This window comes from Rhizobium sp. 05N430 (genome assembly GCF_056396985.1).
In genome coordinates this window covers 452,895-478,404 of sequence record NZ_JBFTMO010000002.1, presented here as the reverse complement: position 1 = coordinate 478,404, position 25,510 = coordinate 452,895, and the positions used below count along the sequence as shown (strand labels likewise).

Here is a 25,510-nt window from a genome sequence, read left to right as displayed (position 1 = left end):
TACGGCGTCATCCGCCGCTCTGCACGAGGCCCACGATCGGGCCAAACCCGCCATGCCACGAGAAGTCGTTCATCCCGAGCGCCGGCTGATAGATGCCGGTGCCATGACCGCCATCCAGGAATAACGCATTCGGGCACCCCAACTCGTCGCGAAACAGACGGGCGAAATCGTGGAAATTGACGTCGCCATCGCTGATGGCGAAGCGAACGATCCCGCTGCCGCAGACCCCCACCCCGCTCCGCCGCGTCCGGTCCGTCGATCCGGGAATCAATGCAGGATGCAGCTTGCCTTCGATGACCAGCATCGGTCCGGATTGCGTCGCGAATGCCGCCTTGAGGCGGCGTTTCAGAAATTCGTCGGTCGTCAGGATCTCTGCACCGTTATCGCCAAGCAGGAAGACACCGTTGGGCTTCTTGTAGAAATTCGGCACCTTGCCCGGAGAGCCCTTGATCTCGGTGGTGTCGGCAGGACGGAGTTCCGCGCCGTGCTCGATATAAAGACCAATCGGCGTGAAATCGTCTCGGTACATGCCGGCATTCATCGCGAAGACAAGGACCTGCCCGTCCTCCTTCAGCGCATCCGCCAGATTCGAGAATGTTCGAAACGGCTGCCCGTCGGCGCCCCTCCAGAATAGCCTGAGGTCATCTTTTCCCGGCGTGACAGAGCAGACGATATAGCCTGAATTTTCAAAGACCTTCCGCTCGCAAACTTGTGCAGGCGCAGGCTGCGCCGCGGCACTTCCCGCGGCAGAAACCAATGCGGCCCAGAGCAATGCGGCCCAACGATCGATTTTCAAAGCAGCTCCGTGACGTCAGAGAGGAGGGTTAGACCTCCATAGCACACCGTTCCACGATCACCGCATTCAGCAAGAGAATATACCTCGTCTGACCGCTCGATTGGGCTGAAAGCATTTTCAATAATTGCGCGATCGGGCGATTATGGTGTTGCCGATGAACATGAAGGCCAGTCCTCCCGGTCTTTCGTCGGCGGTTCCCCTCTGGAGGTTTTTTGAACTCTCCAAATTTGGGCCATCGGTTGATGGCCCATTTTTTTGGCCACGGCTTGAATGTTACTCCGCTGCAACCGCTGCAACAGCGATCCGCGCCAGTTCCAGCGCCGCTTCGCGGGTTGCTGCAGCGGCGATGAAACGGCCTTTGTGGCAGAAGCTTGCGCCCGCCACACCGGAGGCGCGTTCCAGATCGCCGCCGCTCAGGCCCGCCCATTCCAGCGGCAGATCGGCCCGCAGTTCAAATCCTTCATCGCCTCGGCGAATGCCCGTAACGCACCAGTCATTGTCGCGCGGATGGACGACGAACAGCAGATGCTCGGCCTTCGCCTTCACGATCGCCGGCCGGAACGGCATGCCCATCGGCAGCTCCAGCACCTTGTTATCACCGGCCGCAACGATCGCGTCGAGAACCATGGCCTCGGCCCGCAGCTTGGCATCCTGCACGGCGATGCCCGCCTCGACGAAGCGGCGGGCGATCGCCAGCGCCGAATGGAACGCCTGATCGGTGGCATCGGCACCCTTCGCGTCGAACGGCGGCTTCAGCGTTTCCAGCAGTGCCGGAAGCGTCAGCCCGGCCAACTCTCCGGCAACGGACGGGTCGAGCGCGCCGTTATCGACCAGATCCACAGGCAGCACGAACTTCTTGTCGAAGGCCGCATGCACCCGCGCGACATGCGCCTCCGGCACACCGGCCGCCGCCAGATAATCGGCGCCGTAGTGCTTCCAGATCAGTCCGAAGGAGCTGTAGGGCCGACCGTCTTCACGCACCGGCGCGCCGCGCTGGTGATGGTCGAAGATGGTGTTTTCGGGTTCGTAGCGTCCACCGACGTCATAGATGATGCGGCCCGCAGCCGGCGCTATCCATTCGGCATCTCGCGTCCGGATCAGCTTGGCAGCGGGAAATAGCTGCGTTAGCACCACGCTCGACAGCAGCTCATCGGCATGGAAGCCGCCGGAATGGGTCACCAGAAATTCAATTTTCACTTCAAGGTCTTTCTAGACGGGGAGATCGCGATCGAGCGAATAGCCGCGATCGATGAATATCTCAAGACGCAGGCGCCGATGCTTCGCGGACTATGGCTTTGTGGGCCGCGCTTTCCTACATATTCATCAGCAGCAGGGAGCGGAAACGTGGTCGACAAGATTTCCAGGGTTTCAGCGACGGCAGCGACCGCGGCAACACAGATCCAGCACAGTACTTCCGTCGCGGAGCCCGATGTCGCCTGGGCCGCCGATCGCCAGGCGGCAATCGACGAGGCGCTGCATCGCCGCCATGGATCCGGCGGCCACCGGCCCTCGCCCGCCGAAGAGACGGAAGAGGATGGCGGCAACGCCAGCCGCCACCTGGATCTTCACGCGACAGAGCAAAGCGCCACAGGTGATGAGTCCGATGAGGAACGTCTTTCCGGCGAGAGCGAGCGCATAGGCACCGGCAATCTGGATGAGGATGTGCCCTTCGGCGATCACGCGGGCTATATCTAGGACAGCGCTGGTCAGACCAGCGATTTGCGCCTGAGATAATTGCCCTGGCCCATTTTACCCGTTGTTGCAGCGCCATCGACGATGGTCTTTCCGCGCAGCAGAACGCGCACCGGCCAGCCGGTGACATCAAGCCCCTCATAGGGCGTGTAGTCGGCGCCGTGATGCAGGATGTCGTTGGTGATCGTCATCGTCTTCTGCGGATCCCAGAGCGCGATATCGGCGTCCGAACCGATGGCGATCGTCCCCTTCTGCGGATAGAGCCCATACTGCTTGGCATGATTGGTCGATGACAGCGCGACGAAGCGGTTGATGTCGATCCTTTTCTTGCTGACACCTTCGGAAAACAGGATCGGAAGCCGCGTCTCGACGCCGGGTATCCCGTTCGGGATCCAGCGGAAATTCCGCTTTCCCCTCTCGTTCAGCTTGCCGCTGTCGTCATCATAGCGGAATGGGCAGTGGTCGGACGAGAACAGCTCGAACGTGCCGTTCTGCAAGCCTTCCCAACAGGCAATCTGGCTCTCCTTATCCCTTGGCGGCGGCGAGCAGACGAATTTCGCGCCCTCAAGTTCGGCGGCATCGAGATCGTCGGCTGTCAGCAGCAGGTATTGCGGGCAGGTTTCGCCCGCCACCTTGCTGCCGCGCTTGCGGGCGCGCTCGATCTCTTCCATCGCCTGACGGTTCGAAACGTGGACGATGACCACAGGCGTATCGGTGATTTCGGCAAGCGATAGCGCCCGATGCGTCGCTTCCCGCTCGGCCGCGACCGGCCTGCTCAGCGCATGGAATTTCGGTGCAAGCTCGCCTTTCTCCTCGTGCCTGCCGATCAGATAGCGGATCGCGTCTTCATTCTCGCAGTGAACCATGACGATCGCGCCCGAACGCCGGGCACTGTCCAGCGTATCGAGAATCTGGTCGTCGCGAAGACGCAGGTTCTCGTAGGTCATGAAGACCTTGATGGAGGTGTAGCCGTCCTCTACCAGTGCCGGCAGCTCCTGGCCGAGCACGTAGGAAGTCGGGTCGGTGACCACCAGATGGAAGGACACGTCGACATAGCACTCGCCGTCGGCCTTTGCATGGTAGTCCTTCAGGGATTCGCGCAGCGTCGTTCCCTTCTCCTGCATGCAGAAGGTCAGCACGGTCGTGTTGCCGCCAAAGGCTGCAGACAGCGTGCCGCTGGCGAAATCGTCGGCCATGACGATACTGTCGCCGGACGGCTGGGCGAGATGGACATGGCTGTCGATACCGCCGGGCATGACATAGAGGCCGGTGGCATCGATGATCTCGCCAGCATCACCAAGATCGTCAGCGAGCGCCGCAATCTTGCCATTGCGGATACCGACATCGCTTCGAAACGTGTCGCTGGCCGTGACGACCGTGCCGTTCTTGATGATCGTGTCGAACTGCATCTAGGCGGCACCCCTGTTTTGAAGCGCACCGTTGCTGCCGAGTATCTGGTCGAGCGCAGCGGTCAGGCGATCGACTTCCTCGATCGTGTTGTAATGGACCATCGAGACGCGGACGGCGCCGTTATATTGCGGCAGGCCGACATGATCACCCAGCCGGCGCGCATGGAAATCGCCGAAACGGATGGCGATCTTGTAAGCGTCCATCGCCTTGCAGATATCCTCTGAATTCTGCCCCTCGAAGACGAAGCTGATCGTCGGAATACGGCGGCCGTTGCGGTTCGCGGTCTCGCCGATGATGCGGCAATCGTTGCGGCTGCGCAGATAGGAAAGCAGGCGCTCGGTCAGGGCATTTTCCTGGATGGTGATCGCCTCGAAGGCCGCAAGGATCAGCTCGCGCGGCGAACCTGATCCGCCCGACCTGGTGCCGAGTTCGCAGAGGTAATCGACGATCCCGGTCACCGAATAGGCAAGTTCATAGTTCGGATTGCCGGGTTCCAGCTTTCCCGGAACCTTATCGCGGCCATAGAAGAAATGGTAAAGCGGATCGAGCTCCAGAAGGTGATCGTATTTCCCGTACATCATCGCGTAATGCGGGCCGTAAGTCTTGTAGAAGCTGAAGACGTAGTAATCGACATCCATGGCCTGAACATCGACGGCACGGTGCGGCGCATAGGCGACGGCATCGACACAAATGCGCGCGCCATGCGCATGCGCAACGGCTGCGATCTCGGCGATCGGATTGATGGCGCCCAGAATATTCGACACATGGGTGACGCAGACGAGCTTGGTCTTCTCCGTCAGAAGCGGCTTTAGCTCGGCGATATCGAGTTCATAGGTCGTCGTATCCAGCGGCCAGAACTTGATGACGATGCCCATGTCGCGCAGACCGTCCCAGGGTCCGATATTCGATTCGTGATCCGAGATCGTCACGATGATCTCGTCGCCCGCCGATAGCTGGCTGCGCATGGCGCGGGCGAGGTTTTGCAGCAAAACGGTGGTCGAGCTGCCGAAAATGATCTCTTCCGGCCGCGCCGCATTGACGAGATGCGTCGCCGCAATACGGCTGTCCATCAGCGCCTTGGCCGCCTGTTGCGAGACATCATAGCTGCCGCCGATCTGCACGTTCTTATCATAAAGGAACGTGGTGATCCGATCGACCGTGCGCGTCAGGATCTGCGAGCCGCCGGCATTGTCGAAAAACACCCAGCCGTGATCCAGTCCCGGGAATTGGCTCCGGACGAAATCGATGTCGAGTTGGCGTTGCGTTTCCATGGGGTCCTCCGGAACCTTGTCTTTCTTGTCAGTGATTGAGAACGGCGCGCAGGAAGCTCCTGGTACGTTCTTCCTGCGGGTTGTCGAAAATCTCGGCTGGCGTTCCGGCTTCTACGATGCGGCCGCTGTCCATGAAGATGACGCGGTCGGCGACCTGGCGGGCAAAGCCCATCTCATGGGTGACGACGATCATCGTCACGCCGGTGCCGGCGAGCTTGCGCATGACATCCAGAACTTCGCCGACCATTTCCGGGTCGAGCGCCGATGTCGGTTCGTCGAAGAGCAGCACGCGCGGTTCCATGGCCAGTGCCCGGGCGATCGCCACGCGCTGCTGCTGGCCGCCGGACAGCTGCTCGGGATATTTTTCGGCCTGTTCGGTGATACCGACGCGGGCCAGAAGCTCTTTCGCCTTTCGTGCGGCTTCGCCCTGCGGCGTGCCGCGCACCCGCATTGGCGCGATCATGATGTTCTTCAGCACGCTCAGATGCGGAAACAGATTGAACGACTGGAAGACCATGCCGACTTCGGCCCGCACCTGCGCCAGGTTCCTGCCGCGCTCGACCTTGATGCCATCCACTTCGATACGGCTTTCGCTGGGGAAGCTCTCGAGGTGATTGATGCAGCGGATCAGCGTGGATTTGCCGGAACCGGACGGGCCGATGACGCAGACCACTTCCCCTTCGGCAATCGCCAGGTCGATGCCGTGCAGCACCTGGAAGTCGCCATAGGACTTGTTGAGATTCTGGATGCTGACGATGGTTTTCATCTGCGCCTCCCCGCACTGAAGCGTTTTTCGAGACGGGCAACGATGACGACCATCGGCCACAGGAAGGCGACGTAGATGATGGCAGCGCCGATCAGCGGCGACGGGTTGGCGGTCAGCGCCTGGGCCTGGGTCGCCTGCTTGAGAAGATCGGGCATCGCCACGACGGATGCGAGCGCCGTATCCTTCATGACGTTGATGCAATTGTTGGTGAGCGGCGGAATGACGATCTTGATCGCCTGCGGCAGGATGATCTCCGCCATCATGTGCCGATAGGAGAGGCCAAGTGCTTCCGAAGCCTCGAACTGCCCGCGCGGGATGGCCTCGATCCCGGCACGAAAGATCTCGGCCGTATAGGCGGTCGAGACCAGCGTCAGCGCGCTGACCGCGGAAAGGAACGGCGAAAGCCGGATGCCGACGAATGGCAGGGCATAGTAGATGACGATCAAGAGAACGAGCAGCGGGATCGAACGGAAGATGTCGATATAGATCTTGGCAATCGCCTGCACCACCGGATGGCCGTAGAGCCGCAGCAGCGCAAGGACGAGGCCGCCGATCAGGCCGCCGACGATGCTGACGACGCCGAGTTCAAGCGTGATCCAGAGGCCTGACAGCAGAAGCGGAAACGATCGCTCCAGCACCGCCAGATTGAAGAAGGTCGTGAATATATCCATTGAGGCACCGGTCAGTCGTTACGGGGCGGATGACGGGCGAACCCGCCATCCGTAACCTGGACCATCCGGTCTTATTTTGCGGCAGGCATGTCGGCGACCTTGACGGTCGAGGTCGTGTCCTCGGCCTTGGCGCCGAACCAGGTCTCATGCAGCTTGGCGATGAAGCCTTCGCCCTTCAGCGTGGTGATCACGTCGTTGACCTGCTTGGCAAGCGGATCGCCCTTGTTGAACATGATCGAGTATTTTTCGCCGGTCGGAATGCGCTCGACGACTTTGATCTCCGGCTTGTCCTTGACGTAATACTGCAGCGCCGGGATATCGCTGATATAGCCGTCGATGCGGCCGGCGGCCAGATCGAGCATGGCAGGCTGCAGGCCCTCGAAGCGGCGGATTTCGCCGAGACCGTATTTGGCCGTGTTGTTGGTGGCCCACATGTCGCCGGTCGAGCCGGTATCGACGCCGACGATCTTGCCGCTCATGCCCTTCAGGTCCTTGATGCCACTTGCGGCCATCACGGTCAGCGACTGGTCGCTATCATAATAGGGCTGGGCGAAGCTGACGGATTCCAGGCGCTTTTCAGTGATGGTGATCGACGAGACGGCCATGTTGATACGGCCGGACTGTACGGCCGAAAACAGACCGTTGAACGGGATGTTGACGAATTCGACTGACTTGTTGAGGCGCTTGGCAACCTCGGTGACGAGATCAACCTCGAAACCGACTGTCTTGCCGGTCTCGTCCTGGAACTCCCACGGGACGTTGCCGATATTGGCGCCGACGGCGAGATCGGCTGCATGGGCGGCGACTCCGGCGAATGCCAGAACGCCCGAGAGCAAGGCTGTTTTCAGAATTGAAAAACGACGCATTTAGGTTCCCCTTGTTTTATGGTGCGCATTTTTGCTATTGGTCTAACCGGTCTGACCAGTCAGGCCAAATCAAGCATGGTCTCTTGTCATTTGCAAGCGACTGATGGATTTAAATGTTACGGGCAATGTAAGCGCCGAACCGGCGCGCCAAGAGAATGGAAAGAATGCTGAACAGGACCTTGGTACCGCAATCCGCAGCGCGCCTGATACAGGACATGATCCAGAGCGGCGAACTTGCCGCCGGCCAGAAAATTCCGTCTCAACGCGACTTTTCGACGAAACTCGGCATCAGCCGCGCCTCCTTGCGTGAGGCACTGCTGACCCTGGAGACGCTGGGCCTCATCAAGACCGAGGCCGGGCGTGGCACCTTCGTCGCCGAGCGCGGCAGCGCCGCAAATACCGGCATGGCGCCATGGCGCTACTCCGACAGCTACTCGGTGTTCGACGTCTTCCAGACACGCATCATGCTGGAGGGCAACATTGCCGGTCTGGCCGCCGGCCGGCTGACGGGGAACCAGCTTCAGGCGATGGAAGCCGCGACCAAGCAGATGGAGGATTGCTGGGCAAAGCAGGATCTTCTGGCCAATGTCGAGGCCGATCTCGAATTCCACGGCATCATCGCATCGGCCTGCAGCAACACGATGATGCGGGCGCTCTATCAGGTCGTGCGCGAACAGCTGACCGAGACCCAGCGCCAGCCGATCCCGATCACCGAACCGGCCCGCATGAAAGCCTCGATTTCGGAACACCGCCGCATCATCGCCGCCCTTCGCGACAACGATGCAGCCCGCGCCCGGCAGGAAATGGAAAACCATGTGCTAAACACCGCGCGCTGCGCCGGGCTCAATCCCTGACGTCATCCGTGACGCGATCGGATCGCGTCTTACCGATTGAATTTGCTGCCCATACCGGCTTACGTTGCGCGTATCGAAGCGCAACCGGTGAGCATCAGATGACAGAGACGGCCGACATCATCATCAGCAACGGACGGGTTCTGACTTTGGACCCGGACGCTCCGCGGGCCGAGGCCGTGGCTCTCTCTGGTGGCAAGATCATCGCCGCCGGATCGAACGCTGACATCCAGCGCCTGCGCGGCCCGCACACCCGCGTGATCGACGCGCAGAACGGCTCCGTCCTGCCGGGCTTTTCCGAAAATCACATGCATCTCTTTTCGGGGGCTGCGGAACTGGACCATCTGCAGCTGACCGGCGTGAAGGGCCTTGCCGCCCTGACCGAGACGGTTCGCACCTATGCTGCCAGCCGCAAGACGCAGAAAGTGCTGTTCGGACAGGGCACCGACTATGAGATCCTCGGCCATGGCGAGGGGCTGACCCGCCGGCATCTCGATGAGATCCTGCCCGATCAGCCCCTTGTCGTCTTCGCCCCGGATCATCACACCGCATGGGCCAACACCAGCGCGCTCGAGCTGGTCGGCATCCTGCACGGCGCGAACCTTGGCCCCGGCAACGAGGTGGTGATGGGCGCAGACGGGCTGGCGACCGGCGAGCTCAGGGAAATGGAAGCCTTTAGCCCGTTGCAGGCTGCCGGGGGCTTCGATCGCTATCGTCTCGGCCTTTCGACCGGCGGCGAACCCGATCCCTATCCCGATGCAGCGCAGTGGGCGCAGGATATCGCCGTCATGCGCCGCGGCCTCGCCTATTGCGCCCGCCATGGCATCACCACCGTCCAGAACATGGATGGGAATCTCTACCAGCTGCAATTGCTTCAAGCCATCGAACAGGAAGATGGCCACCTGCCCTGCCGCGTGCAGATCCCCTTCCATTTCAAGAACTTCATGCAGCTCGAGATGCTGGAAAAGGCCTCCAGCCTTGCCGCCCGGTTCAACAGCGACTGGCTGTCGTCGGGCATCGTCAAGCTCTTCTATGACGGCGTGATAGAGAGCGGCACGGCTGTTATGGTCGAGCCCTATGCCGACAAGCCGGGCGATCGCGGCGAAGGCCTATTCACGCCCGAGAGCTTTCGCGCTGTCGCGGTCGAGGCAGACCGGCGCGGGCTGCAGATCGCGGTGCATGCAATCGGCGACGGCGCCGTGCGCGCCGTGCTCGACGGATACGAAGCGGCGCGGCGGGAGAATGGCGCCCGCGACAGCCGCCACCGCATCGAACATATCGAAGTGGTCCACCCCGACGATATCGCCCGCTTTGCCGAACTCGGCGTCATCGCGTCGATGCAGCCACCGCACCCGCCGGGTTGTGCAGGTCTGCCGCTGGAACCGACGATCTCGCGCATCGGCCGCGATCGCTGGCCGGTCAGCTATGCCTGGCGCACGCTGAAGAATGCCGGCGCACACATCTGCTTCGCTTCGGATTGGCCGGTCTCGCCAATCGATCCGCTTGTCGGCCTGAAGGCGGCGGTGACCCGCAAACGCTGGAGCGAAAGCGATCCCGACCAGTCCTTCTCGCTGATCGAGGCACTTTCGGCCTATTGCGTCGAGGGTGCGTTTGCCGAGTTCAAGGAAGACAGGAAAGGCATGCTGAAGAGCGGCTATGTCGCCGACGTCGTCATCCTCGACCGCGATATCGAAACCGTCGATCCCGAGCATCTGGACAGCGTCAGGCCCATCACAACGATCTGCGGCGGACACATAAGTTTTTCCGTATGATAAATATTTTCCACTTCGGAAAGAGAAAGCGGTTGTCAACGCGCGGGCCGTGTGATCACCTTAACAAAAGCCTAAAAAGGCGGGGAACAGCAGCTTTGCAACGGTGAGTGTGCCGCATATGGCGGAATTGAACGCGATTGAAATTCGCAGTGTTTCCAAGGTATTCGGGTTTGGCGAGTTCGCCTTTTCCGCAGTCGACAACGCATCGGTTTCCATCCGGCAAAACGAATTCTTCACGCTTCTCGGCCCGTCGGGATGCGGAAAGACGACGCTGCTGCGGCTGATCGCCGGCTTCGAATTTCCAACCTCCGGCGAGATCATGCTGAACGGCGAAGACATCGCCGCGATGCCGCCCTTCAAACGGCCGATCAACACCGTGTTCCAGAGCTACGCCCTCTTTCCGCACATGACTGTCGCCGAGAATATCGGCTTTGGCCTGACCATGCTCGGCAGACCCAAGCAGGAGATCAAGGACCGCGTCTCGACGATGCTGAAGCTGGTGCGCATGGAGGCATTGGCAGCCCGGCGGACGAGCCAGATATCCGGCGGCCAGCAACAGCGTGTGGCGCTCGCACGCGCATTGGCGCCGCAGCCGAAGGTGCTCCTGCTCGACGAGCCCCTTTCTGCACTCGATTACAAGCTGCGCAAGGACATGCAGATCGAGCTCAAGCGCCTGCAATCGGAAACCGGCATCACCTTCATCTTCGTCACCCATGACCAGGAAGAAGCCCTGACCATGTCTGACCGCATCGCCGTGATGTCGGCGGGCAAGATCTTGCAGGTCGGCGGCCCGCGCGAAATCTACGACGCACCCGCCGACCGTTTCGTCGCCGACTTTATCGGCGAGACCAATTTCCTGAAGGGGCGTATCCGCTCAGTCACCGCTGGAATAGCCGAAGTCGAGACACCTGCGGCCGGGCGCATCTCTGCAACGATGCCCAAGGATTTCCACGCGGACGGCGATGTGACGCTGGTGCTCAGGCCCGAGCATGCAGTGCTCTGCGCGCCTGCCGAACGCCCGGACTGCCAGATGATGGGCACGCTCGAGAACGTCGTCTATTTCGGAACCGATACGCATTACCACGTGCGGCTCGCAGACCATGAGACCGTGTTCACCCTGCGCGAGCAGAACAAACCGTTGCAGGGCGCCAGGTTTGCCGAGGGTGACAGGGTCGGCATTGCGATCGAGCCCAACGCAGCCAGGATCTTGAGGAACTGATATGGCAGACGCGGTTGGAACGATCGAAGCGGAAAAGAGCCGGGACATCCGGAAACGCTGGCTTCTCTCGCTCCCAGCCCTGCTGATCATCCTGATCGCCGCCACCGGCCCGCTTCTTATCGTCGTCGTCTATTCCTTCCTGACGCCCGGTCCTTACGGCGATGTCGTCTGGACGCCGTCCATCGATGGCTGGATCAATGTGGTGCTGCAGAAGGATATCTTCGACGACACGCTGTCGCTTGCCGACGCGCATATCTCGATCTTTCTGCGCTCCACCGTGCTGTCGCTCGTCACCACGGTCCTGACGCTGCTCGTCGGCTTTCCGACGGCCTATTTCATTGCCACACGGCCGCAGTCGACACGTGAACTCTGGCTGCTGCTGATCACCATTCCCTTCTGGACCAATCTTCTGATCCGCACCTTCGCCATCCTCGAAATCATTCGCAACGACGGCCTGATCAACGGCCTGCTGCTGAAATTCGACCTGATCGCCAAGCCGATCCAGATGCTGTTCACGGATGGCGCCATCCTGACCGGCATGGTCTATGTCTACCTGCCGCTGATGGTTTTGCCACTCTATGCCAGTATGGAAAAGCTGGACTTCCGCCTGGTCGAGGCCGGCTACGATCTCTATGCGACGCCTTTCAAGGTTCTCCGCCGCATCATCATTCCTCTCGTCAAGCCCGGCATCATCGCGGGCTCGATCCTCGTCTTCATTCCGGCGCTCGGCGCCTATGTGACGCCGAGCATCCTCGGCGGCGGCAAGAACCTGATGCTCGGCAATCTCATCGAACTGCAATTCGGGCAGGGCCGGAACTGGCCGCTCGGCTCCGCCCTGTCGATCTCGCTGATGCTGATCGTCATGGTCGCCTTGCTGTTTTACGTCCGCAATGCAGGCTCGCAGGAGACGAGGCATGGCTAGCTTTTCCGTCCGCCGCCAGCGTGGCTTCACGACCATCGCGCTGCTTTGCTTCGCCGCGCTCTATCTGCCGATCGCGGTGCTGGTCTTCTATTCGTTCAACGCGGGTGAATCGCTCGCCTCCTTCGACGGCCTGTCGCTTCGCTGGTTTGCGAAAGCCTTCGAGAACCAGCAGGTCATCGATGCCTCGATACGCTCCCTGCAGATCGCCAGCGTTGCCGCAGTCGTCGCGACGATCGCCGCAACCATGGCGGCATTGGCGACCACCCGGACCGAACCCTATCGCGGCCTGACGGTGAAATACGCCTTCATCAACCAGCCGCTGATGATTCCGGAAATCGTGACGGCCGTCGCGCTGCTCATTTTCTTTGCGCGCATCAAGATCTGGACCGGCTATTCCGGGCTTGGCTACCTGATCGCCGCCCACACCGCCTTCTGTATTCCCTTCGCCTATCTGCCGATCCGCGCCAGGCTGGAGAATATGGATCTGACGCTGGAGAAAGCCGCGGCGGATCTTTATGCGACACCCTGGAATGCCTTCAGATATGTGACGCTGCCGCTGCTCTGGCCGGGTATCCTCGCCGGTTTCATGCTGGCTTTCGTCATTTCGCTCGATGACGTGGTGATCACCGAATTCGTCAAATCGGCCGGCCAGGATACGCTGCCGACCTACATGCTCGGACAGATCCGCCGTTCCATCACCCCTGAAATGAACGCGATTTCGACGCTGTTTCTCGGCCTGTCGATCTGCGTCGTCACCGTGTTCTTCATCGTCAATCGAAATCGTGCCTGAACAACAAGAGAGGGAACATAAGCATGAAACGGATGACTGCGACCATTGCCATGACGGCAGCGCTTCTTGCGTCCACCGGCCTTGCCCGGGCGGAAGGCGTGCTGAACATCTACAACTGGGGCAACTATACCAGCCCCGAGATGATCAAGAAGTTCGAGGACAAGTACAAGGTCAAGGTGACCATCACCGACTACGATTCCAACGATACGGCGCTGGCCAAGGTTCGCCAGGGCGGCTCCGGTTTCGACATGGTCGTGCCGTCGCAGAACTACATCCCGATCTGGATCTCCGAAGGCCTGCTTCTTGAAACCGATCCGGGCAAGATGGAGAACTTCAAGAACGTCGCCAAGGAATGGGCCAATCCCGATTTCGACCCCGGCCGCAAATACACCGTGCCGTGGGCGATGGGCATCGTCGGCACGGTGGTCAACACCGATGTCTACAAGGGTGACATCAACACCTGGGGCATCATCTTCGATACGCCGGACGAGCTGAAGGGGAAGGTAAACGTCGTCCCGGAAATGACCGATGTCATCGACGCGGCCGTCCTCTACAACGGCGGCAAGAAATGCACCGGCGACCTGACGATCCTCAAGAAGGTGCGCGACACGCTGCTGAAGGCGAAGCCCAACTGGGTGGCGATGGAATACGGCACGATCGAGAAGATGGGCTCAGGCGACTTCGCCGCCTCCAGCGACTGGAACGGCTCCGCATTCCGCCAGCGCCTGAAGAACCCGGCCATCAAGTTCGGCTATCCGAAGGAAGGCTTTGTCAACTGGAGCGACAATCTCTCGGTGCTGAAAGACGCCAAGAATGTCGAGAACGCAAAGCTCTTCCAGAACTTCATGATGGATCCTGAAAACGCCGGCATGAACTCGGGCTTCCATCGCTATGCGAACGGCATCGCCGGTTCCGACAAATACATGCCTGCCGACATGAAGGGTGCGCCTGAAATCAACATTCCGGCCGAATTCGCCTCGGTCGGCGTGCCCTCGATGACCTGCCCGCCGGAGGTTCAGGCGCTCTACACGAAGATCTGGACCGAACTCCAGAAGTAGACCCTCCCATCTCATCGCGCCCCGCCCGAAACGGCGGGGTGCTGTTGACCTTGCCGTTGATGGACGCTTTTCATGAAGACCGTTTTTTCGCCCCGCCATCGCGGGCATGCCGAGCAATTGGAACTTGTCGCAGGCGCCATCGTGCCCGGCTTCGAGCTGACATCGCGCGCCGAATATGTCGCGGCGCGCATCAAGGCAGTCGGGCTGGGCGAGATCCTCGAGCCAACCGAACATGACCTCACGACGGCGGCCCGCATTCATCATCAGGACTACCTGGATTTCCTGCCGACGATCTGGGACCGCTGGACCGCCGAGGGCCGCTCGGGCACTGCTCTGCCATTCACCTGGCCGACCCGGGGGTTGCGCGGCGACGTCAGACCCGAATTCATCGACGGCCTGCTCGGCTATTATTCCTTCGATGCCGGCTGCGGTATCGTCGAAGGATCCTGGGATGCGATCAAGTCTTCGCATGATACGGCGCTCACCGCCGCCGCGATGGTGCAAGGCGGCGCGCGCTCCGCCTTCGCGCTCTGCCGTCCGCCCGGCCACCACGCGGGCGCGGGCTTCATGGGCGGCTATTGCTACATCAACAACGCTGCTGTTGCGGCACAGTCGCTGCGCGACGGCGGCGCAAAACGCGTGTCGATCCTCGATGTCGACTATCACCATGGCAACGGCACGCAGGAAATCTTCTATGCGCGCGCCGACGTGCAGGTCATCAATCTGCACGCCGACCCGATGCAGGAATATCCCTATTTTCTCGGTCATGCCGACGAGCGCGGCGCGGGCGATGGCGAGGGTTTCAATCTCAATTACCCCATGCGTTTCGGAACGGCCTGGGACCGCTGGAGCCAATCGCTCGATGACGCCTGCGCCAAGCTGCTCGCCTACGCGCCTGACGTTGTGGTCGTCTCTCTCGGCGTCGATACGTTCGAGAAAGACCCGATCAGCAAATTCAAACTGAAGACCGAAGACTTTCCGAAGATCGGCGAGAAGATCGCCGCACTCGGCCTGCCGACCCTGTTCGTGATGGAGGGCGGCTATGCGGTCGCTGAAATTGGCGTAAACGCCGTCAGCGTTCTCACCGGTTTCGAAGGCGCCTGATCATGATAACGGCAGGATCGACCATCACGCTCGGCGTCGTCCAGTTCGCCTGCTCGGATGATATTGCGGAGAATATCGCAACGGCCTCACGGCTGATCCGGGAGGCGGCCGCCGGCGGCGCGAATATCGTGCTGGTTCAGGAGCTGTTCGAGGGTCTGTATTTCTGCCAGACGCAGGATCCGGTTCACTTCGCCCGCGCCCATCCTGTCGAAGAACACCCGGTTATCGAGCCGATGCGCGCGCTCGCCCGCGACCTCGGCATCGTCTTGCCCGTCTCCTTCTTCGAGCGGAAGAACCAGGCCTTCTACAACAGCATGGCGATGATCGACGATAGCGGCGGCATTCTCGGTGTCTATCGCAAATCGCACATTCCGGATGGTCCGGGCTATAGCGAGAAATTCTACTTCCGCCCCGGCGATACCGGCTTCAAGGTCTGGCACACGCGTTTCGGAACCATCGGCGTCGGCATCTGCTGGGACCAATGGTTTCCCGAGGCCGCCCGCGCCATGGCCTTGATGGGCGCCGAGCTCATCCTTTACCCCACGGCAATCGGCTCGGAACCCGCCAATCCCGCCCTCGACACGATGGAGCACTGGCGGATGGTCATGCGCGGGCACGCTGCCGCCAATATGGTTCCGGTTGCGGCAGCCAATCGCATCGGTTCGGAAACAATCGCCGGGCTATCTCAATCCTACTACGGCTCCTCCTTCATCTCGGGACCCGACGGCCAGCTCGTTGCCAGCGCGTCACGAGACCAGGAACAGGTGCTGATCGCCAGCTTCGACCGCTCGGCCCTTGCCGCCAACCGCGCCGCCTGGGGTCTGTTTCGCGATCGGCGCCCGGACCTTTACGGCACACTCGCAACAGCCGACGGAACTCAACGCCCATGACGGAATTTTCCCGCGCCGACGTTTCGCTCTCCAACTGGCGGACCGCACCCTATAGCCGCTGGTCGTTTCAGAATGTCAGCGAGATCGTCCCATCTGCCGTCATTTCCGCCGGAGGCGGCAGGGCACCACAGGGTCGCAAGCCCCTCGGCTCGTTCGCAAAGCTCGACGTTGCCGCTTCCGACGGGACACGGATGCCGCTCGAAAGCTTTCTGACGGCGAGCCAGACCGACGAGCTGCTGGTGATGCGCGACGGGCAGATTGTTGCCGAATGGTCGGCACCGCATTCCGATCCGGCACGCCCGCACATCATATTCTCCGTCTCCAAATCGCTGACCGGGCTGCTTGCCGGGATACTGGCCGGTAAGGGTTTCCTTACGCTCGACAGGCCGATCATCGACTACGTGCCCGAGACCGCAGGCTCCGCTTATGCGGATGCGACGGTGCAGCAGCTGTTCGATATGGAGATCAGCGTTGCCTTCATCGAGGACTATCTCGACACGTCGGGTGGCTTCGAGCGCTACAGGCGCGCCACCGGCTGGAATCCAGACAGGCCCGAGGCCCCGGCTCCCGATCTCAGGAGCTTCATCTGCAGCATCGCGAAAGGTGGGCAGGAGCACGGCGAACATCACGCCTACCGCTCGCCGAACACCGATCTTGCCGGCATTGTTCTGGAGCGGGCGGCCGGCGCGCGTTTCGCATCCTTGATGAGTGACCACATCTGGAAACCGCTGAGCGCCGGTGCGGACGCGATGGTGACGGTTGACCGCATCGGTACGGCACGCGCCGCCGGCGGCATTTCGGCGACGGCGCGCGATCTTGGCCTCGTTGGCGAGGTTATCAGGGCGCACGGCGCCGGTCTTGTCGAACCGGAATTCGTGGCGGACCTCTGGTCGCGAAAGCGCCGCGCCGCCTGGGAGAGCGGCGATCAGCGGGAGCTGTTTCCGCAAGGGAGTTACCGGAACTACTGGTACGAGACCGGGCACGGGGAACTCGCAGCGATCGGAATCCACGGCCAGTGGATATGGATCCATCCGGAAACGAAAACCGTCGTCGTCAAGCTGTCATCGCAAACCCTGCCTGTCGATCCGCCGCTCGACCAGGCGATCATCGGCTCGCTGCGCAGCATCTGCCGGGCGTCCGCGTAGCCAGGATCAGGAAAACCGGTGCTCCTTGGATGGAACCGGAGAGGCGAACTGCGTCTGTAGTTCGGCCACGTCGAGAGGGACGACGGTGTCGGCGCCGGACGGCAGCGGAGATGCTGCTGAGCAGGATCGAGGGGCGCCAGGAAGCCCGGCATATCCTCGTCGAGCCGCATGTTGAGATGCGCGGAAGCACCTGACCGGTGGACCAGACATCGCACCGCAGCCCGATGTATATTCTTCGGCCATAAAACATGAGTGCTTTTAACAAGTTTTTTTGACACCACGTTTCTTTTCGTCTAACCGGAAGCCGCAGCGCTCGACGGTTCTACAATTTCATCGGTAGTTTTGGATGACGACAGAAGCGGAAATCCGGCATGGCCTGTATATCGAGCACCGGACGGCTTTGATCGACTATGCCGCGCGAATTCTCGGTTCGCGGGAGGCGGCCGAAGACATCGTGCAGGACGCTTATCTGCGTTTCACGCCCGGCCAGTCGCCGATCGGCTCACCCCGCCAGACCGTTGCCTATCTCTATCGCGTCTTTCGCAACCTGTCCTTCGACGTGCTCAAGCGTCGCAAGGTGGAGGCGAGACAGCAGGAGGGCGAGCCGCTGCACTGGACGATCCCGGTCGAGACCGAAAATCCGGAACAGGCGCTGATGTTCTGTGACCAGGTTCGCGTCGCCTCCGAGGCGCTGGCGAGCCTGCCCGACGATGCGCGGACGGCGGTGGAAATGTACCGGTTTGGCGGCCACACGCTGGAAGAGGTCGCCCGGCATCTCGACGTCTCGGTTGCCACCGTGCACCGCCACGTCAAAAGTGCGATGATGAAAATTGCGCTCGCCCTTGACGCACCCGTGTCATGACGCACAACTGGCGTGAAAAAATCGGCCCGTTCGATCGTCTATAGGATCGAAAGGGAAAAGCGGATAACGAGCCGGAGAGGCCGTATCCCACTGGGGCGACATTTGACACAGCATAGCAATCGATCCGAAGACATTCTCGAAGAGGCCATGGACTGGTTTCTGCGCCTTCGGGAAAGCAGCGCGGATCCGGCCACCGATGCCGCTTTCCAGCAATGGCTGCACTGTTCGCCGGAACATGCCAAGGCCTGGGATGCCGCCTGCCGCAGCTGGGCTCTGCTCGGGGAAGCGATGCCGCGTCAGCAGGCCGGTGCCACCACACCCGATATCATCGATTTCGCCACTGCGCGCTCGCGGAAGCGCCGTACATCCTTGCGGCTTTGGGCCACCGGCACGCTTCTCGCCGCCGCCTGCATCATCCTGGCGCTGTTCGCGCCCTCGCTGCTGATCCTGTTCACCGCCGACTACACGACCGGCACGGCGCAGACGATGACCCTGACGCTTGACGATGGCAGTATCGTTGAGATGGCAGCGCGCAGTGCCATCAAGACAGAGATGGAGGGCGCCACCCGCCATGTGACGCTTCTCGCGGGCCAGGCGTTTTTCGATGTTGCACATGACGCCAAACGCCCCTTCATCGTTGATGCCGGCGGCATGAAGGTCGGCGTCATCGGCACCGCCTTCGACGTGTCGATGACCAGCGAGCACGCCTCCGTGGCGCTCGCCCGCGGCATCGTCGATGTCTCCGCCACAGGCGGAAAAGCCGACACCGAGCTTTCGCCCGGCCAGATTGCCCGGGCAGACCGCGCCAGCGGCACGCTGACCGTCGATAGCATCGACATCGCCGAAATCGGCGCATGGCGGGACGGAAAGCTCTTCGTCAACGACGCCACCATCGCCTCCGTGGTCGCGACCCTGCAGCGCTATCACCCGGCCTGGATCCGGATACCGAGCGGCACGCTTGCGTCGCAGCGCGTCACCGGTCTCTATGATCTCAAGGATCCAGATCATGCGCTCGAAGCGCTGGTCGAGCCGTTCGGCGGCAAGGTGCACCGCCTCTCTCCCTATCTCCGTGTCCTCTCGCTTCTCTAGCCAGATGCAAATGCGATTTATTTTCAAAAATCGTCATCGCTGCTGAAAAAACCCGGAAGGTCGATCGTCTTTGCTGCTGAAACGTAGGCCGGGGGGCTCTGCGTCAGAACGGAGACAGAGTCGAGATGAGCGTAGTGGCGTGCCGTACCGGGCGGGGGCTTAGACTGAATCGTGCAGCATGGCTGCGGGCAACAGTGGCTGTGGTCGCAATCAGCGCGCTGGCACCGGCAGTGACCACGCCCGCATTTGCGCAGAACACCGCTGCGGCTGCCGTAAAAGAATTCAACATCCCGTCCCAGCCGCTCTCCGGCGCCCTCAATGTCTTCGGCAGACAAGCCGGCCTGCAGGTGACGCTGGCATCCGAAACGTCGCGCGGCGTCAGCTCAGCAAGCGTGACCGGCGAGATGACGCCTGAACAGGCGCTCGCCCGCCTGCTGTCCGGCACCGGCATTTCCTACCGCATCCAGAACGGCACCGTCGTTGTAGGCACGGCAACCACGGCAGGAACCGCCGGCGGCGCGGCGGCCGCCGACGGTTCGACCGTGCTGCAACCGATCCAGGTCCAGGGTGTTGCAGGCGGACGCGGCGGCGCAGGTGAGATCATCATCGGCGAGCGGGAGATCGAGCGCAACAACCCGACGAGCCTTGCCGACGTCTTCCGCGGCGAACCGGGCATCCAGGTCGGCAGCTCGCTGCCGATGTCGCAGAAGGTCTATGTCCACGGCGTCGAGGAAACCAATCTCGCGGTCACCATCGACGGCGGCCGCCAGGGCAACAAGGTGTTCCATCACAACGCAACGACCCTGATCGACCCGGGCCTCCTGAAGCTCGTTGACGTTGACGCCGGTATCGCGCCCGCCGATGCAGGTCCGGGCGCACTTGCCGGCGCGATCGCCTACGAAACCAAGGATGCCCGCGACCTCCTGCAGGGCGATGGCGTCGGCGCCTTCGTCACCTCGTCCTATAATTTCAACAGCAACACCTTCACCAACGGCGTGTCCGGCTACGGCATGAAGGACGGGCTGGAATTTCTCGGTTACCTCAACTACGGCCGCGGCGACGAATTCACGGCCGGCAACGGCGACGAGGTGCTCGGCACGAGCACCAACATCATCAGCGGCATCGGCAAGGTCGCCTATGAGTTCGACAGCGGCGATCGCGTCGAGCTCAGCCATGAGAGCGTCAGGGATGATGCGCCCCGGCCGTTCCGCGCGAACATGGAGCTCATCACCAACGCGCGCCCTTGGGAGCCAAAGGTTCGCGACTACACGCTGACCCGCCAGAATACGGTATTCACCTACACGGACGAAACGCCCGAAGGCCTGTGGGATCCGACCTTTGTTCTGGCTTATGCCAAGAACGAGGTCGGCACCCTGGGCTACGCCTGCCCTGGTCGAGGCTGCACGATCCCGACGACCTTCCCGACGATCGGCGAGACCACCAGCTTCAACGGCAAATTCGAAAACCGCTTCGACGTCGGAATTGGCGACATCACTGCCGGTCTCGATTTTTACAATGACAAGGTCGATCTCGACGCCGCCAGCACGTTGCTTGGCTTCTCGGACTCCTCGCGCGAAAAGGCAACCAATGTGGGCCTTTACGCGCAGGCGCGGCTGGAGCCCTGGGACCATACCCGCCTGTCGTTCGGCGGCAGAGCCGACCAGCAATGGTTTACCGGCACCAGCGGCGACAAGTGGGACAATGCAGGCCTGAGCGGCAACGTGTCGCTCGAATACGACCTGACGGATTTCCTCACGGCCAAAACCGGTTTCTCGCATGTCTGGGCAGGCATCCCGCTGGCCGAGAGCTTCATCATGAATCCGATCTGGAACTATGGCGACGGTCCGGAGCCGGTCACGTCCAACAACTTCACGTTTGGCCTCGAAGCACACCATAACGGTTTTACACTCGAAGGCACCGTCTTCGGGACCGATATCTACGATGCGCGCGTCGCCAGATACGCGACCGCAACGGGCGCGCTGCTGGCGCACGACATGCAATCGCGTGGCTTTGAAATCGGCGCGGGTTACGAGTGGCTCGACGGCTTCATCAAGGTCAAGTACGCCCATATCGATGTCGATGTGGACGGCAAGCCAGCCGATTCTGATACCGGCAATTATCTCGCAGCTCCTGTTGGCGATATCATCACGATCACCGCCGCCCACACGTTTAGCGAATGGGGCCTGACAATCGGCGGGGATGTTGAGATTGCGCCGGAATATGACCGGGTGGCGTCCGGAGCTCCTGCCTACAAGGCCTACGAAGTCGTCAATGTCTTCGCCGAGTACAAGCCGCCGAGCCACTCCAATCTGACCTTCCGCGCCGACGTCAAAAATCTCTTCGACGAAACCTATGCCGAAAGGGCGTCTTACGGACAGGAATTCGGCACCGTGAAGCCGCTCCACCAGGAAGGCCGCGCCTTCATGATCACCGCCAAGGCGACGTTCTGAGAACGCCGGCCGATGAACATGCGCAAAGCAGGGAATTGATCCGATGATCGAGGCGACAGCCAGGTTCGAAACGGGAAACGGCCAGAAATATCTCGAGCAGATGTGCAAGCACTTTGCCCATAAGGTCGAGGTCATCGAGGCGGACGGGCATGCCGAATACCGCTTCTCCTGCGGCATCGGCAAACTGGAGGCGGGGCGAGACGCCCTGCTTCTCAGGGTCAGCGCCGAAAGCGAAGCGGAATTTGCCGAGACCCGGGCGGTGATGGAGGACCATCTCCTTCGCTTCGCCTTCAAGGAGAAACCGGAGCCACTGCTCTGGACGAAGCAGCACCAGGACGCGTGAGCACAGCATTGAGACACGGGAGCGCTGCGCGTTTTCGCGCGGCACTTCCTGCCGTCGATAAAGGTGAACCATGAGCCAGTCTTCCCGTCAGATTGCCGAACGGGCTACGTTCCAGAGCTTTGTAAACTGCTACATGCGTGAAATCGATGCCGGTCTGTCTGCAAGACATGGCGGTGCTTCCGGTGTCGATTGCATCGAATGGGCGCTGCCCAGCCAGCATCTCTTTCTGCGCGCTGAAATAACTTCGCGGTCGCTCTGCGGTCCGCACCGCTTCGGCCGCGCCTGGTGCAAGGGCACATCCGAAATCGCCTGGCGGCCGGTCGCGCTCGTCACCGCGCTGCAGTTCCTCGTCCATGAAATGTACAGGCGCGGTCATGACCTGCCTGCCGATACCCTGCAAGGCCTGGAACTCGAGCTCCTTCTGCGCGTGCTGCAGAGCTACCGCCAGACGATGAGCTATCTGGATGCCGGGGGCGAGGCGCGGACGTCGAGCGACCGTTTCATCGATGCCGAGCAATCGCTGGTCTTCGGTCACTGGATGCACCCGACGCCGAAGAGCCTGCAGGGCATGTCCGCCTGGCAGCAGCCAAGCTATGCACCCGAATTCGCCGGCGAGTTCCAGCTGCATTTCTTCGCGGCTCGCACCGATTGTGTCAGGCATGCCTCGGCACGTGCCGAAAGCGCCGTCGAGATCATCGAGAGCATGGCAAGGGAGGCTGCGGGGCTCCTGCGCGACGGCGAGACGCTGATACCCATGCATCCGCTACAGGCCGAGGCTCTCAGGCTCGACGCCGATGTGCAGTCGATGCTGCGCAGCGGCCTGCTTCGCGATCTCGGTGCCCGCGATGCACCATTCACCGCAACCTCGTCGGTACGCACGGTCTATAGCCGCAGCCAGCCCTGGATGCTGAAATTCTCGTTGCCGGTACAGATAACCAACTCCTTGCGCCGCAACCGGCGCCATGAGCTGGATGCCGGGATCGCCATTGCAAAACTGTTCGACAGGACCGGCATTTCGGAACGCTACCCAAATTTCCGGATCATTCACGACCCGGCTTACATTACGCTCGATATCCCGGGCCTCAGCGAAAGCGGATTCGAAGTCATCCTCCGGGAAAACCCGTTCGTCGAGGGGCACGACGAAGGCATGGTGACAGTCGCTGCGCTCACCGCCGATCCGCTTCCCGGGCAGCCCTCTCGACTCGACCGGATCATCACCGGTCTTGCCACGCGTAGCGGCAAGGCGCGCTCCTGCGTGGCTCTCACCTGGTTCGAGCGCTATCTCGATCACGCGCTCGTTCCGCTCGTCAAACTCTACGACGAGTTCGGCATCGCGCTCGAGGCGCATCAGCAAAACAGCATTCTCGACGTCTCGGCAGGCTATCCCGGCGGCTTCTACTATCGCGACAATCAGGGCTTCTATCTCTCCAATCGCTACCGGCCGCTCTTGATGCGGCATGTGCCGGAGACGGCAGGGATCGCCTCGCTCTATTTCGACGATGCGGAAATCCGCAACCGCTTCGCCTATTATCTGACGGTCAATCAGATCTTCTCGCTGATCAGCCGCATGGGCCACGACGGGCTGCAGGATGAAAGTGCCCTGCTCCTGGTGCTGCGAAACCGCCTCGAGCAGCTCGCGGCCACTTTGAGCGGCGCAGGCCGCGACTTTGCGCGGCATCTGCTCGACCGGCCCGTCATCGCCACGAAGACAAACCTGATGGCCCGGCTTCTCGACATCGACGAGCTTCAGTCGGAAGGCGGCGTCTCGCTGTATAGCGACCTGCCCAACCCGCTATTCGCGGTCGCGGCCTCGGGCTTCCGGGAGGGCAATCATGCCATTGCCTCTTGAGCTTCACGGACGGCCCGAAGAGCGTGTCCTGCGCCAGCTCATTGCAGCGCTGCTCTTCGAAGGCATCGTGCCTCACGAGATCGCGGCCTCCGGCCAGACGCTGTGGAGCCTCGGAGCGGTTGAGTTCCGCTGCAGTGCGACAAGAGGCGCATTTGGCCGGGTGAGGATCGTGCCCGGCTCGATCGAAATGACTCACGATGGGCAATGGTGCGAGGCGACGCTCGCCGCAGTGGTGCCGCATCTGCCCGGCAATGCGCGCAACCGCGCCAGACTGCTCAACGAGATGGAGCAGACGGTGACGCTGTCGCGCTGGAACGCTGCCAACCTTGATCGGCGCTGCCGCCGTTCGTCGGCCTACGCATCGCTGGAAGCGCTGCTGGACGAGGGGCATCCCTATCATCCCTGCTACAAGGCGCGGACCGGATTTTCCGAAGCCGATCACGCCAGCTATGGACCTGAGGCCGGACGCCGCTTTCAGCTCATCTGGCTTGCCGTCTCCCGCTCGCTGCTGGAACAGCGGCTGCCCTGCGGCGAAGACGAGTTCTGGCAGCATGAGCTCGGAACCGACGTTTACGACGAGCTGTCGGGGCGCCGGGATGCACCCGGCCTTGGTGAGGATTTCGCGCTGCTGCCTGTTCATCCCTGGCAATGGCGCACCCTGAGCCAGGATCGCCTGAAAAACTGGATCACGGAAGGGCTCGTACATTGCCTTGGCACCGCCGGCCCGTTCTATACGGCCAGCCAGTCCGTCCGAACGCTGCTCGACGCGGAAGAACCCCGCCGCGCCCATCTCAAACTGCCGCTGGCGATGGTCAACACCTCGGCCGAGCGAATATTGGAGCCGCATTCTGTCTGCACCGCCCCCATCATCTCGGCGTGGATTGATAGCGTCGTGCGCTCGGACAGCCTGTTTGCCACCCGCTACCCACTGACGATCCTGCGCGAATATGCGGGCATGATCGCCGGCCGCTCGACAGAGCTTTCCGGCCATCTCGGTGCCATCTGGCGGGAGAGCCCTGAAGCCAGCCTTGGTGCCGGCGAAGCGGCGATCCCGTTCAACGCCCTGATGATGATCGAGGCGGACGGCGCGCCATTCATCGATCCTTTCGTTCGGCGCTATGGCCTTGACGCCTGGATGGACCGGCTTCTCGACATCGCCGTGCTGCCCGTCTGGCATCTGCTTGTGGCCCACGGCATCGCCGTCGAGGCACATGGGCAGAACATGGTTCTCGTCCACAAGGACGGCTGGCCGGTCAGGATCATGCTGCGCGATTTCCATGAGAGTATCGAATTCTCCACGGATTTCCTCGCCGACCGCCAAAACGCGCCCGATTTCGCGCAACTGGACGCCGTCTACCGGGATGCCAGGCCCGGCGATTTCTATTCGACGGACTCGCTGGATTCGCTGCGGGAATTGGTGATGGACACGCTGTTCATCTACAATCTCACTGAGGTTTCGCATCTTCTCGAAGAACATTACGGCTACAGCGAAACCGCCTTCTGGCAGAAGACCACAGCCTGCCTCGCGGCTTACGCGAAACGGCATGATCTCGGAGAGAGGCAGGCCGCGCTCGGCCACAGCGCTCCGTCGATCCTCACCGAATCCCTGATGACCCGGAAGCTGCTCGCAGCCCAGCCGGAATATCATCACCTCATCCCCAACATCTTTGCCGTCACCGGCTGAACAGAGGATA

23 protein-coding genes are annotated in these 25,510 nt (G+C 61.5%); 16 read left to right on the top strand and 7 right to left on the bottom strand.

What is annotated here, in order from left to right; genetic code table 11:
* Positions 1-7 precede the first annotated feature (7 nt).
* Complete coding sequence (locus AC1DJO_RS06000) at positions 8-790, bottom strand: phosphodiester glycosidase family protein (protein ID WP_112389015.1); 783 nt, start codon at positions 788-790, stop codon at positions 8-10.
* 279 nt (positions 791-1,069) lie between these two features.
* Positions 1,070-1,993 carry an MYG1 family protein gene (locus tag AC1DJO_RS05995; RefSeq protein WP_112388557.1) on the bottom strand — a complete coding sequence of 308 codons (924 nt, stop codon included), beginning with the start codon at positions 1,991-1,993 and terminating at the stop codon, positions 1,070-1,072.
* A gap of 147 nt (positions 1,994-2,140) precedes the next feature.
* Here AC1DJO_RS05995 and AC1DJO_RS05990 point away from each other — a divergent pair, with 147 nt between their 5' ends.
* Positions 2,141-2,491 (top strand): hypothetical protein, encoded by a 351-nt coding sequence (locus AC1DJO_RS05990; protein ID WP_112388558.1) that lies wholly within the window; start codon positions 2,141-2,143, stop codon positions 2,489-2,491.
* Between the two features lie 11 nt (positions 2,492-2,502).
* Here the strand turns inward: AC1DJO_RS05990 and hydA are convergent, their stop codons facing one another.
* The 5 genes from hydA to AC1DJO_RS05965 form a co-directional block, all read right to left on the bottom strand.
* A complete protein-coding gene (gene hydA, locus AC1DJO_RS05985) occupies positions 2,503-3,897 on the bottom strand; it encodes a dihydropyrimidinase (protein ID WP_112388559.1) in 1,395 nt (464 codons plus the stop codon).
* Entirely contained in the window at positions 3,898-5,169 is a 1,272-nt protein-coding gene (locus AC1DJO_RS05980; RefSeq protein ID WP_112388560.1) for a cysteine desulfurase-like protein, read from the bottom strand.
* A gap of 28 nt (positions 5,170-5,197) precedes the next feature.
* Complete coding sequence (locus tag AC1DJO_RS05975; RefSeq protein ID WP_112388561.1) at positions 5,198-5,935, bottom strand: amino acid ABC transporter ATP-binding protein; 738 nt, start codon at positions 5,933-5,935, stop codon at positions 5,198-5,200.
* Entirely contained in the window at positions 5,932-6,606 is a 675-nt protein-coding gene (locus tag AC1DJO_RS05970; protein WP_112388562.1) for an amino acid ABC transporter permease, read from the bottom strand. Before AC1DJO_RS05970 ends, AC1DJO_RS05975 begins: the two co-directional genes overlap by 4 nt.
* 71 nt (positions 6,607-6,677) lie before the next feature.
* On the bottom strand, positions 6,678-7,472 hold the full coding sequence (locus AC1DJO_RS05965; protein ID WP_112388563.1) for a transporter substrate-binding domain-containing protein: 795 nt from the start codon (positions 7,470-7,472) through the stop codon (positions 6,678-6,680).
* A gap of 164 nt (positions 7,473-7,636) precedes the next feature.
* On the opposite strand from AC1DJO_RS05965, the gene AC1DJO_RS05960 reads away from it, so the two are divergent.
* The 15 genes from AC1DJO_RS05960 (at position 7,637) to AC1DJO_RS05890 (ending at position 25,500) form a co-directional block, all read left to right on the top strand.
* A complete protein-coding gene (locus AC1DJO_RS05960; RefSeq protein WP_112388564.1) occupies positions 7,637-8,326 on the top strand; it encodes a FadR/GntR family transcriptional regulator in 690 nt (229 codons plus the stop codon).
* A 98-nt stretch (positions 8,327-8,424) separates the two neighbouring features.
* On the top strand, positions 8,425-10,095 hold the full coding sequence (locus AC1DJO_RS05955; RefSeq protein ID WP_112388565.1) for an amidohydrolase: 1,671 nt from the start codon (positions 8,425-8,427) through the stop codon (positions 10,093-10,095).
* A 109-nt stretch (positions 10,096-10,204) separates the two neighbouring features.
* A complete protein-coding gene (locus AC1DJO_RS05950; RefSeq protein ID WP_405049566.1) occupies positions 10,205-11,314 on the top strand; it encodes an ABC transporter ATP-binding protein in 1,110 nt (369 codons plus the stop codon).
* A 1-nt stretch (position 11,315) separates the two neighbouring features.
* Positions 11,316-12,236 (top strand): ABC transporter permease, encoded by a 921-nt coding sequence (locus AC1DJO_RS05945; protein ID WP_112388567.1) that lies wholly within the window; start codon positions 11,316-11,318, stop codon positions 12,234-12,236.
* On the top strand, positions 12,229-13,026 hold the full coding sequence (locus AC1DJO_RS05940; RefSeq protein WP_112388568.1) for an ABC transporter permease: 798 nt from the start codon (positions 12,229-12,231) through the stop codon (positions 13,024-13,026). Before AC1DJO_RS05945 ends, AC1DJO_RS05940 begins: the two co-directional genes overlap by 8 nt.
* A gap of 23 nt (positions 13,027-13,049) precedes the next feature.
* Positions 13,050-14,084 (top strand): ABC transporter substrate-binding protein, encoded by a 1,035-nt coding sequence (locus tag AC1DJO_RS05935; RefSeq protein ID WP_112388569.1) that lies wholly within the window; start codon positions 13,050-13,052, stop codon positions 14,082-14,084.
* A 72-nt stretch (positions 14,085-14,156) separates the two neighbouring features.
* Positions 14,157-15,188 (top strand): histone deacetylase family protein, encoded by a 1,032-nt coding sequence (locus tag AC1DJO_RS05930; protein ID WP_112388570.1) that lies wholly within the window; start codon positions 14,157-14,159, stop codon positions 15,186-15,188.
* A 2-nt stretch (positions 15,189-15,190) separates the two neighbouring features.
* Positions 15,191-16,078: an N-carbamoylputrescine amidase gene (aguB, locus tag AC1DJO_RS05925; protein ID WP_112388571.1), complete on the top strand. Its 888-nt coding sequence runs from the start codon at positions 15,191-15,193 to the stop codon at positions 16,076-16,078.
* Positions 16,075-17,223 (top strand): serine hydrolase domain-containing protein, encoded by a 1,149-nt coding sequence (locus AC1DJO_RS05920; RefSeq protein WP_112388572.1) that lies wholly within the window; start codon positions 16,075-16,077, stop codon positions 17,221-17,223. Before aguB ends, AC1DJO_RS05920 begins: the two co-directional genes overlap by 4 nt.
* 346 nt (positions 17,224-17,569) lie before the next feature.
* Positions 17,570-18,085: an RNA polymerase sigma factor gene (locus tag AC1DJO_RS05915; protein ID WP_477969510.1), complete on the top strand. Its 516-nt coding sequence runs from the start codon at positions 17,570-17,572 to the stop codon at positions 18,083-18,085.
* Positions 18,086-18,187: 102 nt separating this feature from the next.
* Positions 18,188-19,174 carry a FecR family protein gene (locus tag AC1DJO_RS05910; protein WP_112538230.1) on the top strand — a complete coding sequence of 329 codons (987 nt, stop codon included), beginning with the start codon at positions 18,188-18,190 and terminating at the stop codon, positions 19,172-19,174.
* Between the two features lie 194 nt (positions 19,175-19,368).
* Complete coding sequence (locus AC1DJO_RS05905; protein WP_310290894.1) at positions 19,369-21,624, top strand: TonB-dependent receptor; 2,256 nt, start codon at positions 19,369-19,371, stop codon at positions 21,622-21,624.
* 43 nt (positions 21,625-21,667) lie between these two features.
* Positions 21,668-21,967 carry a DUF2218 domain-containing protein gene (locus AC1DJO_RS05900; protein ID WP_112388576.1) on the top strand — a complete coding sequence of 100 codons (300 nt, stop codon included), beginning with the start codon at positions 21,668-21,670 and terminating at the stop codon, positions 21,965-21,967.
* Positions 21,968-22,037: 70 nt separating this feature from the next.
* Positions 22,038-23,816: an IucA/IucC family protein gene (locus AC1DJO_RS05895; protein ID WP_112388577.1), complete on the top strand. Its 1,779-nt coding sequence runs from the start codon at positions 22,038-22,040 to the stop codon at positions 23,814-23,816.
* Positions 23,800-25,500 carry an IucA/IucC family protein gene (locus AC1DJO_RS05890; protein WP_310290887.1) on the top strand — a complete coding sequence of 567 codons (1,701 nt, stop codon included), beginning with the start codon at positions 23,800-23,802 and terminating at the stop codon, positions 25,498-25,500. Before AC1DJO_RS05895 ends, AC1DJO_RS05890 begins: the two co-directional genes overlap by 17 nt.
* The last annotated feature ends 10 nt before the right edge of the window (positions 25,501-25,510 follow it).

Excerpts from the sequence above, each read along its gene's own strand:
- hydA (WP_112388559.1), bottom strand. The coding sequence starts at position 3,897 with ATGCAGTTCGACACGATCATCAAGAACGGCACGGTCGTCACGGCCAGC.
- AC1DJO_RS05980 (WP_112388560.1), bottom strand. The coding sequence starts at position 5,169 with ATGGAAACGCAACGCCAACTCGACATCGATTTCGTCCGGAGCCAATTC.
- AC1DJO_RS05975 (WP_112388561.1), bottom strand. The coding sequence starts at position 5,935 with ATGAAAACCATCGTCAGCATCCAGAATCTCAACAAGTCCTATGGCGAC.
- AC1DJO_RS05970 (WP_112388562.1), bottom strand. The coding sequence starts at position 6,606 with ATGGATATATTCACGACCTTCTTCAATCTGGCGGTGCTGGAGCGATCG.
- AC1DJO_RS05965 (WP_112388563.1), bottom strand. The coding sequence starts at position 7,472 with ATGCGTCGTTTTTCAATTCTGAAAACAGCCTTGCTCTCGGGCGTTCTG.
- AC1DJO_RS05960 (WP_112388564.1), top strand. The coding sequence starts at position 7,637 with ATGCTGAACAGGACCTTGGTACCGCAATCCGCAGCGCGCCTGATACAG.
- AC1DJO_RS05955 (WP_112388565.1), top strand. The coding sequence starts at position 8,425 with ATGACAGAGACGGCCGACATCATCATCAGCAACGGACGGGTTCTGACT.
- AC1DJO_RS05945 (WP_112388567.1), top strand. The coding sequence starts at position 11,316 with ATGGCAGACGCGGTTGGAACGATCGAAGCGGAAAAGAGCCGGGACATC.
- AC1DJO_RS05940 (WP_112388568.1), top strand. The coding sequence starts at position 12,229 with ATGGCTAGCTTTTCCGTCCGCCGCCAGCGTGGCTTCACGACCATCGCG.
- AC1DJO_RS05935 (WP_112388569.1), top strand. The coding sequence starts at position 13,050 with ATGAAACGGATGACTGCGACCATTGCCATGACGGCAGCGCTTCTTGCG.
- AC1DJO_RS05930 (WP_112388570.1), top strand. The coding sequence starts at position 14,157 with ATGAAGACCGTTTTTTCGCCCCGCCATCGCGGGCATGCCGAGCAATTG.
- aguB (WP_112388571.1), top strand. The coding sequence starts at position 15,191 with ATGATAACGGCAGGATCGACCATCACGCTCGGCGTCGTCCAGTTCGCC.
- AC1DJO_RS05920 (WP_112388572.1), top strand. The coding sequence starts at position 16,075 with ATGACGGAATTTTCCCGCGCCGACGTTTCGCTCTCCAACTGGCGGACC.
- AC1DJO_RS05915 (WP_477969510.1), top strand. The coding sequence starts at position 17,570 with ATGACGACAGAAGCGGAAATCCGGCATGGCCTGTATATCGAGCACCGG.
- AC1DJO_RS05900 (WP_112388576.1), top strand. The coding sequence starts at position 21,668 with ATGATCGAGGCGACAGCCAGGTTCGAAACGGGAAACGGCCAGAAATAT.
- AC1DJO_RS05895 (WP_112388577.1), top strand. The coding sequence starts at position 22,038 with ATGAGCCAGTCTTCCCGTCAGATTGCCGAACGGGCTACGTTCCAGAGC.
- AC1DJO_RS05890 (WP_310290887.1), top strand. The coding sequence starts at position 23,800 with ATGCCATTGCCTCTTGAGCTTCACGGACGGCCCGAAGAGCGTGTCCTG.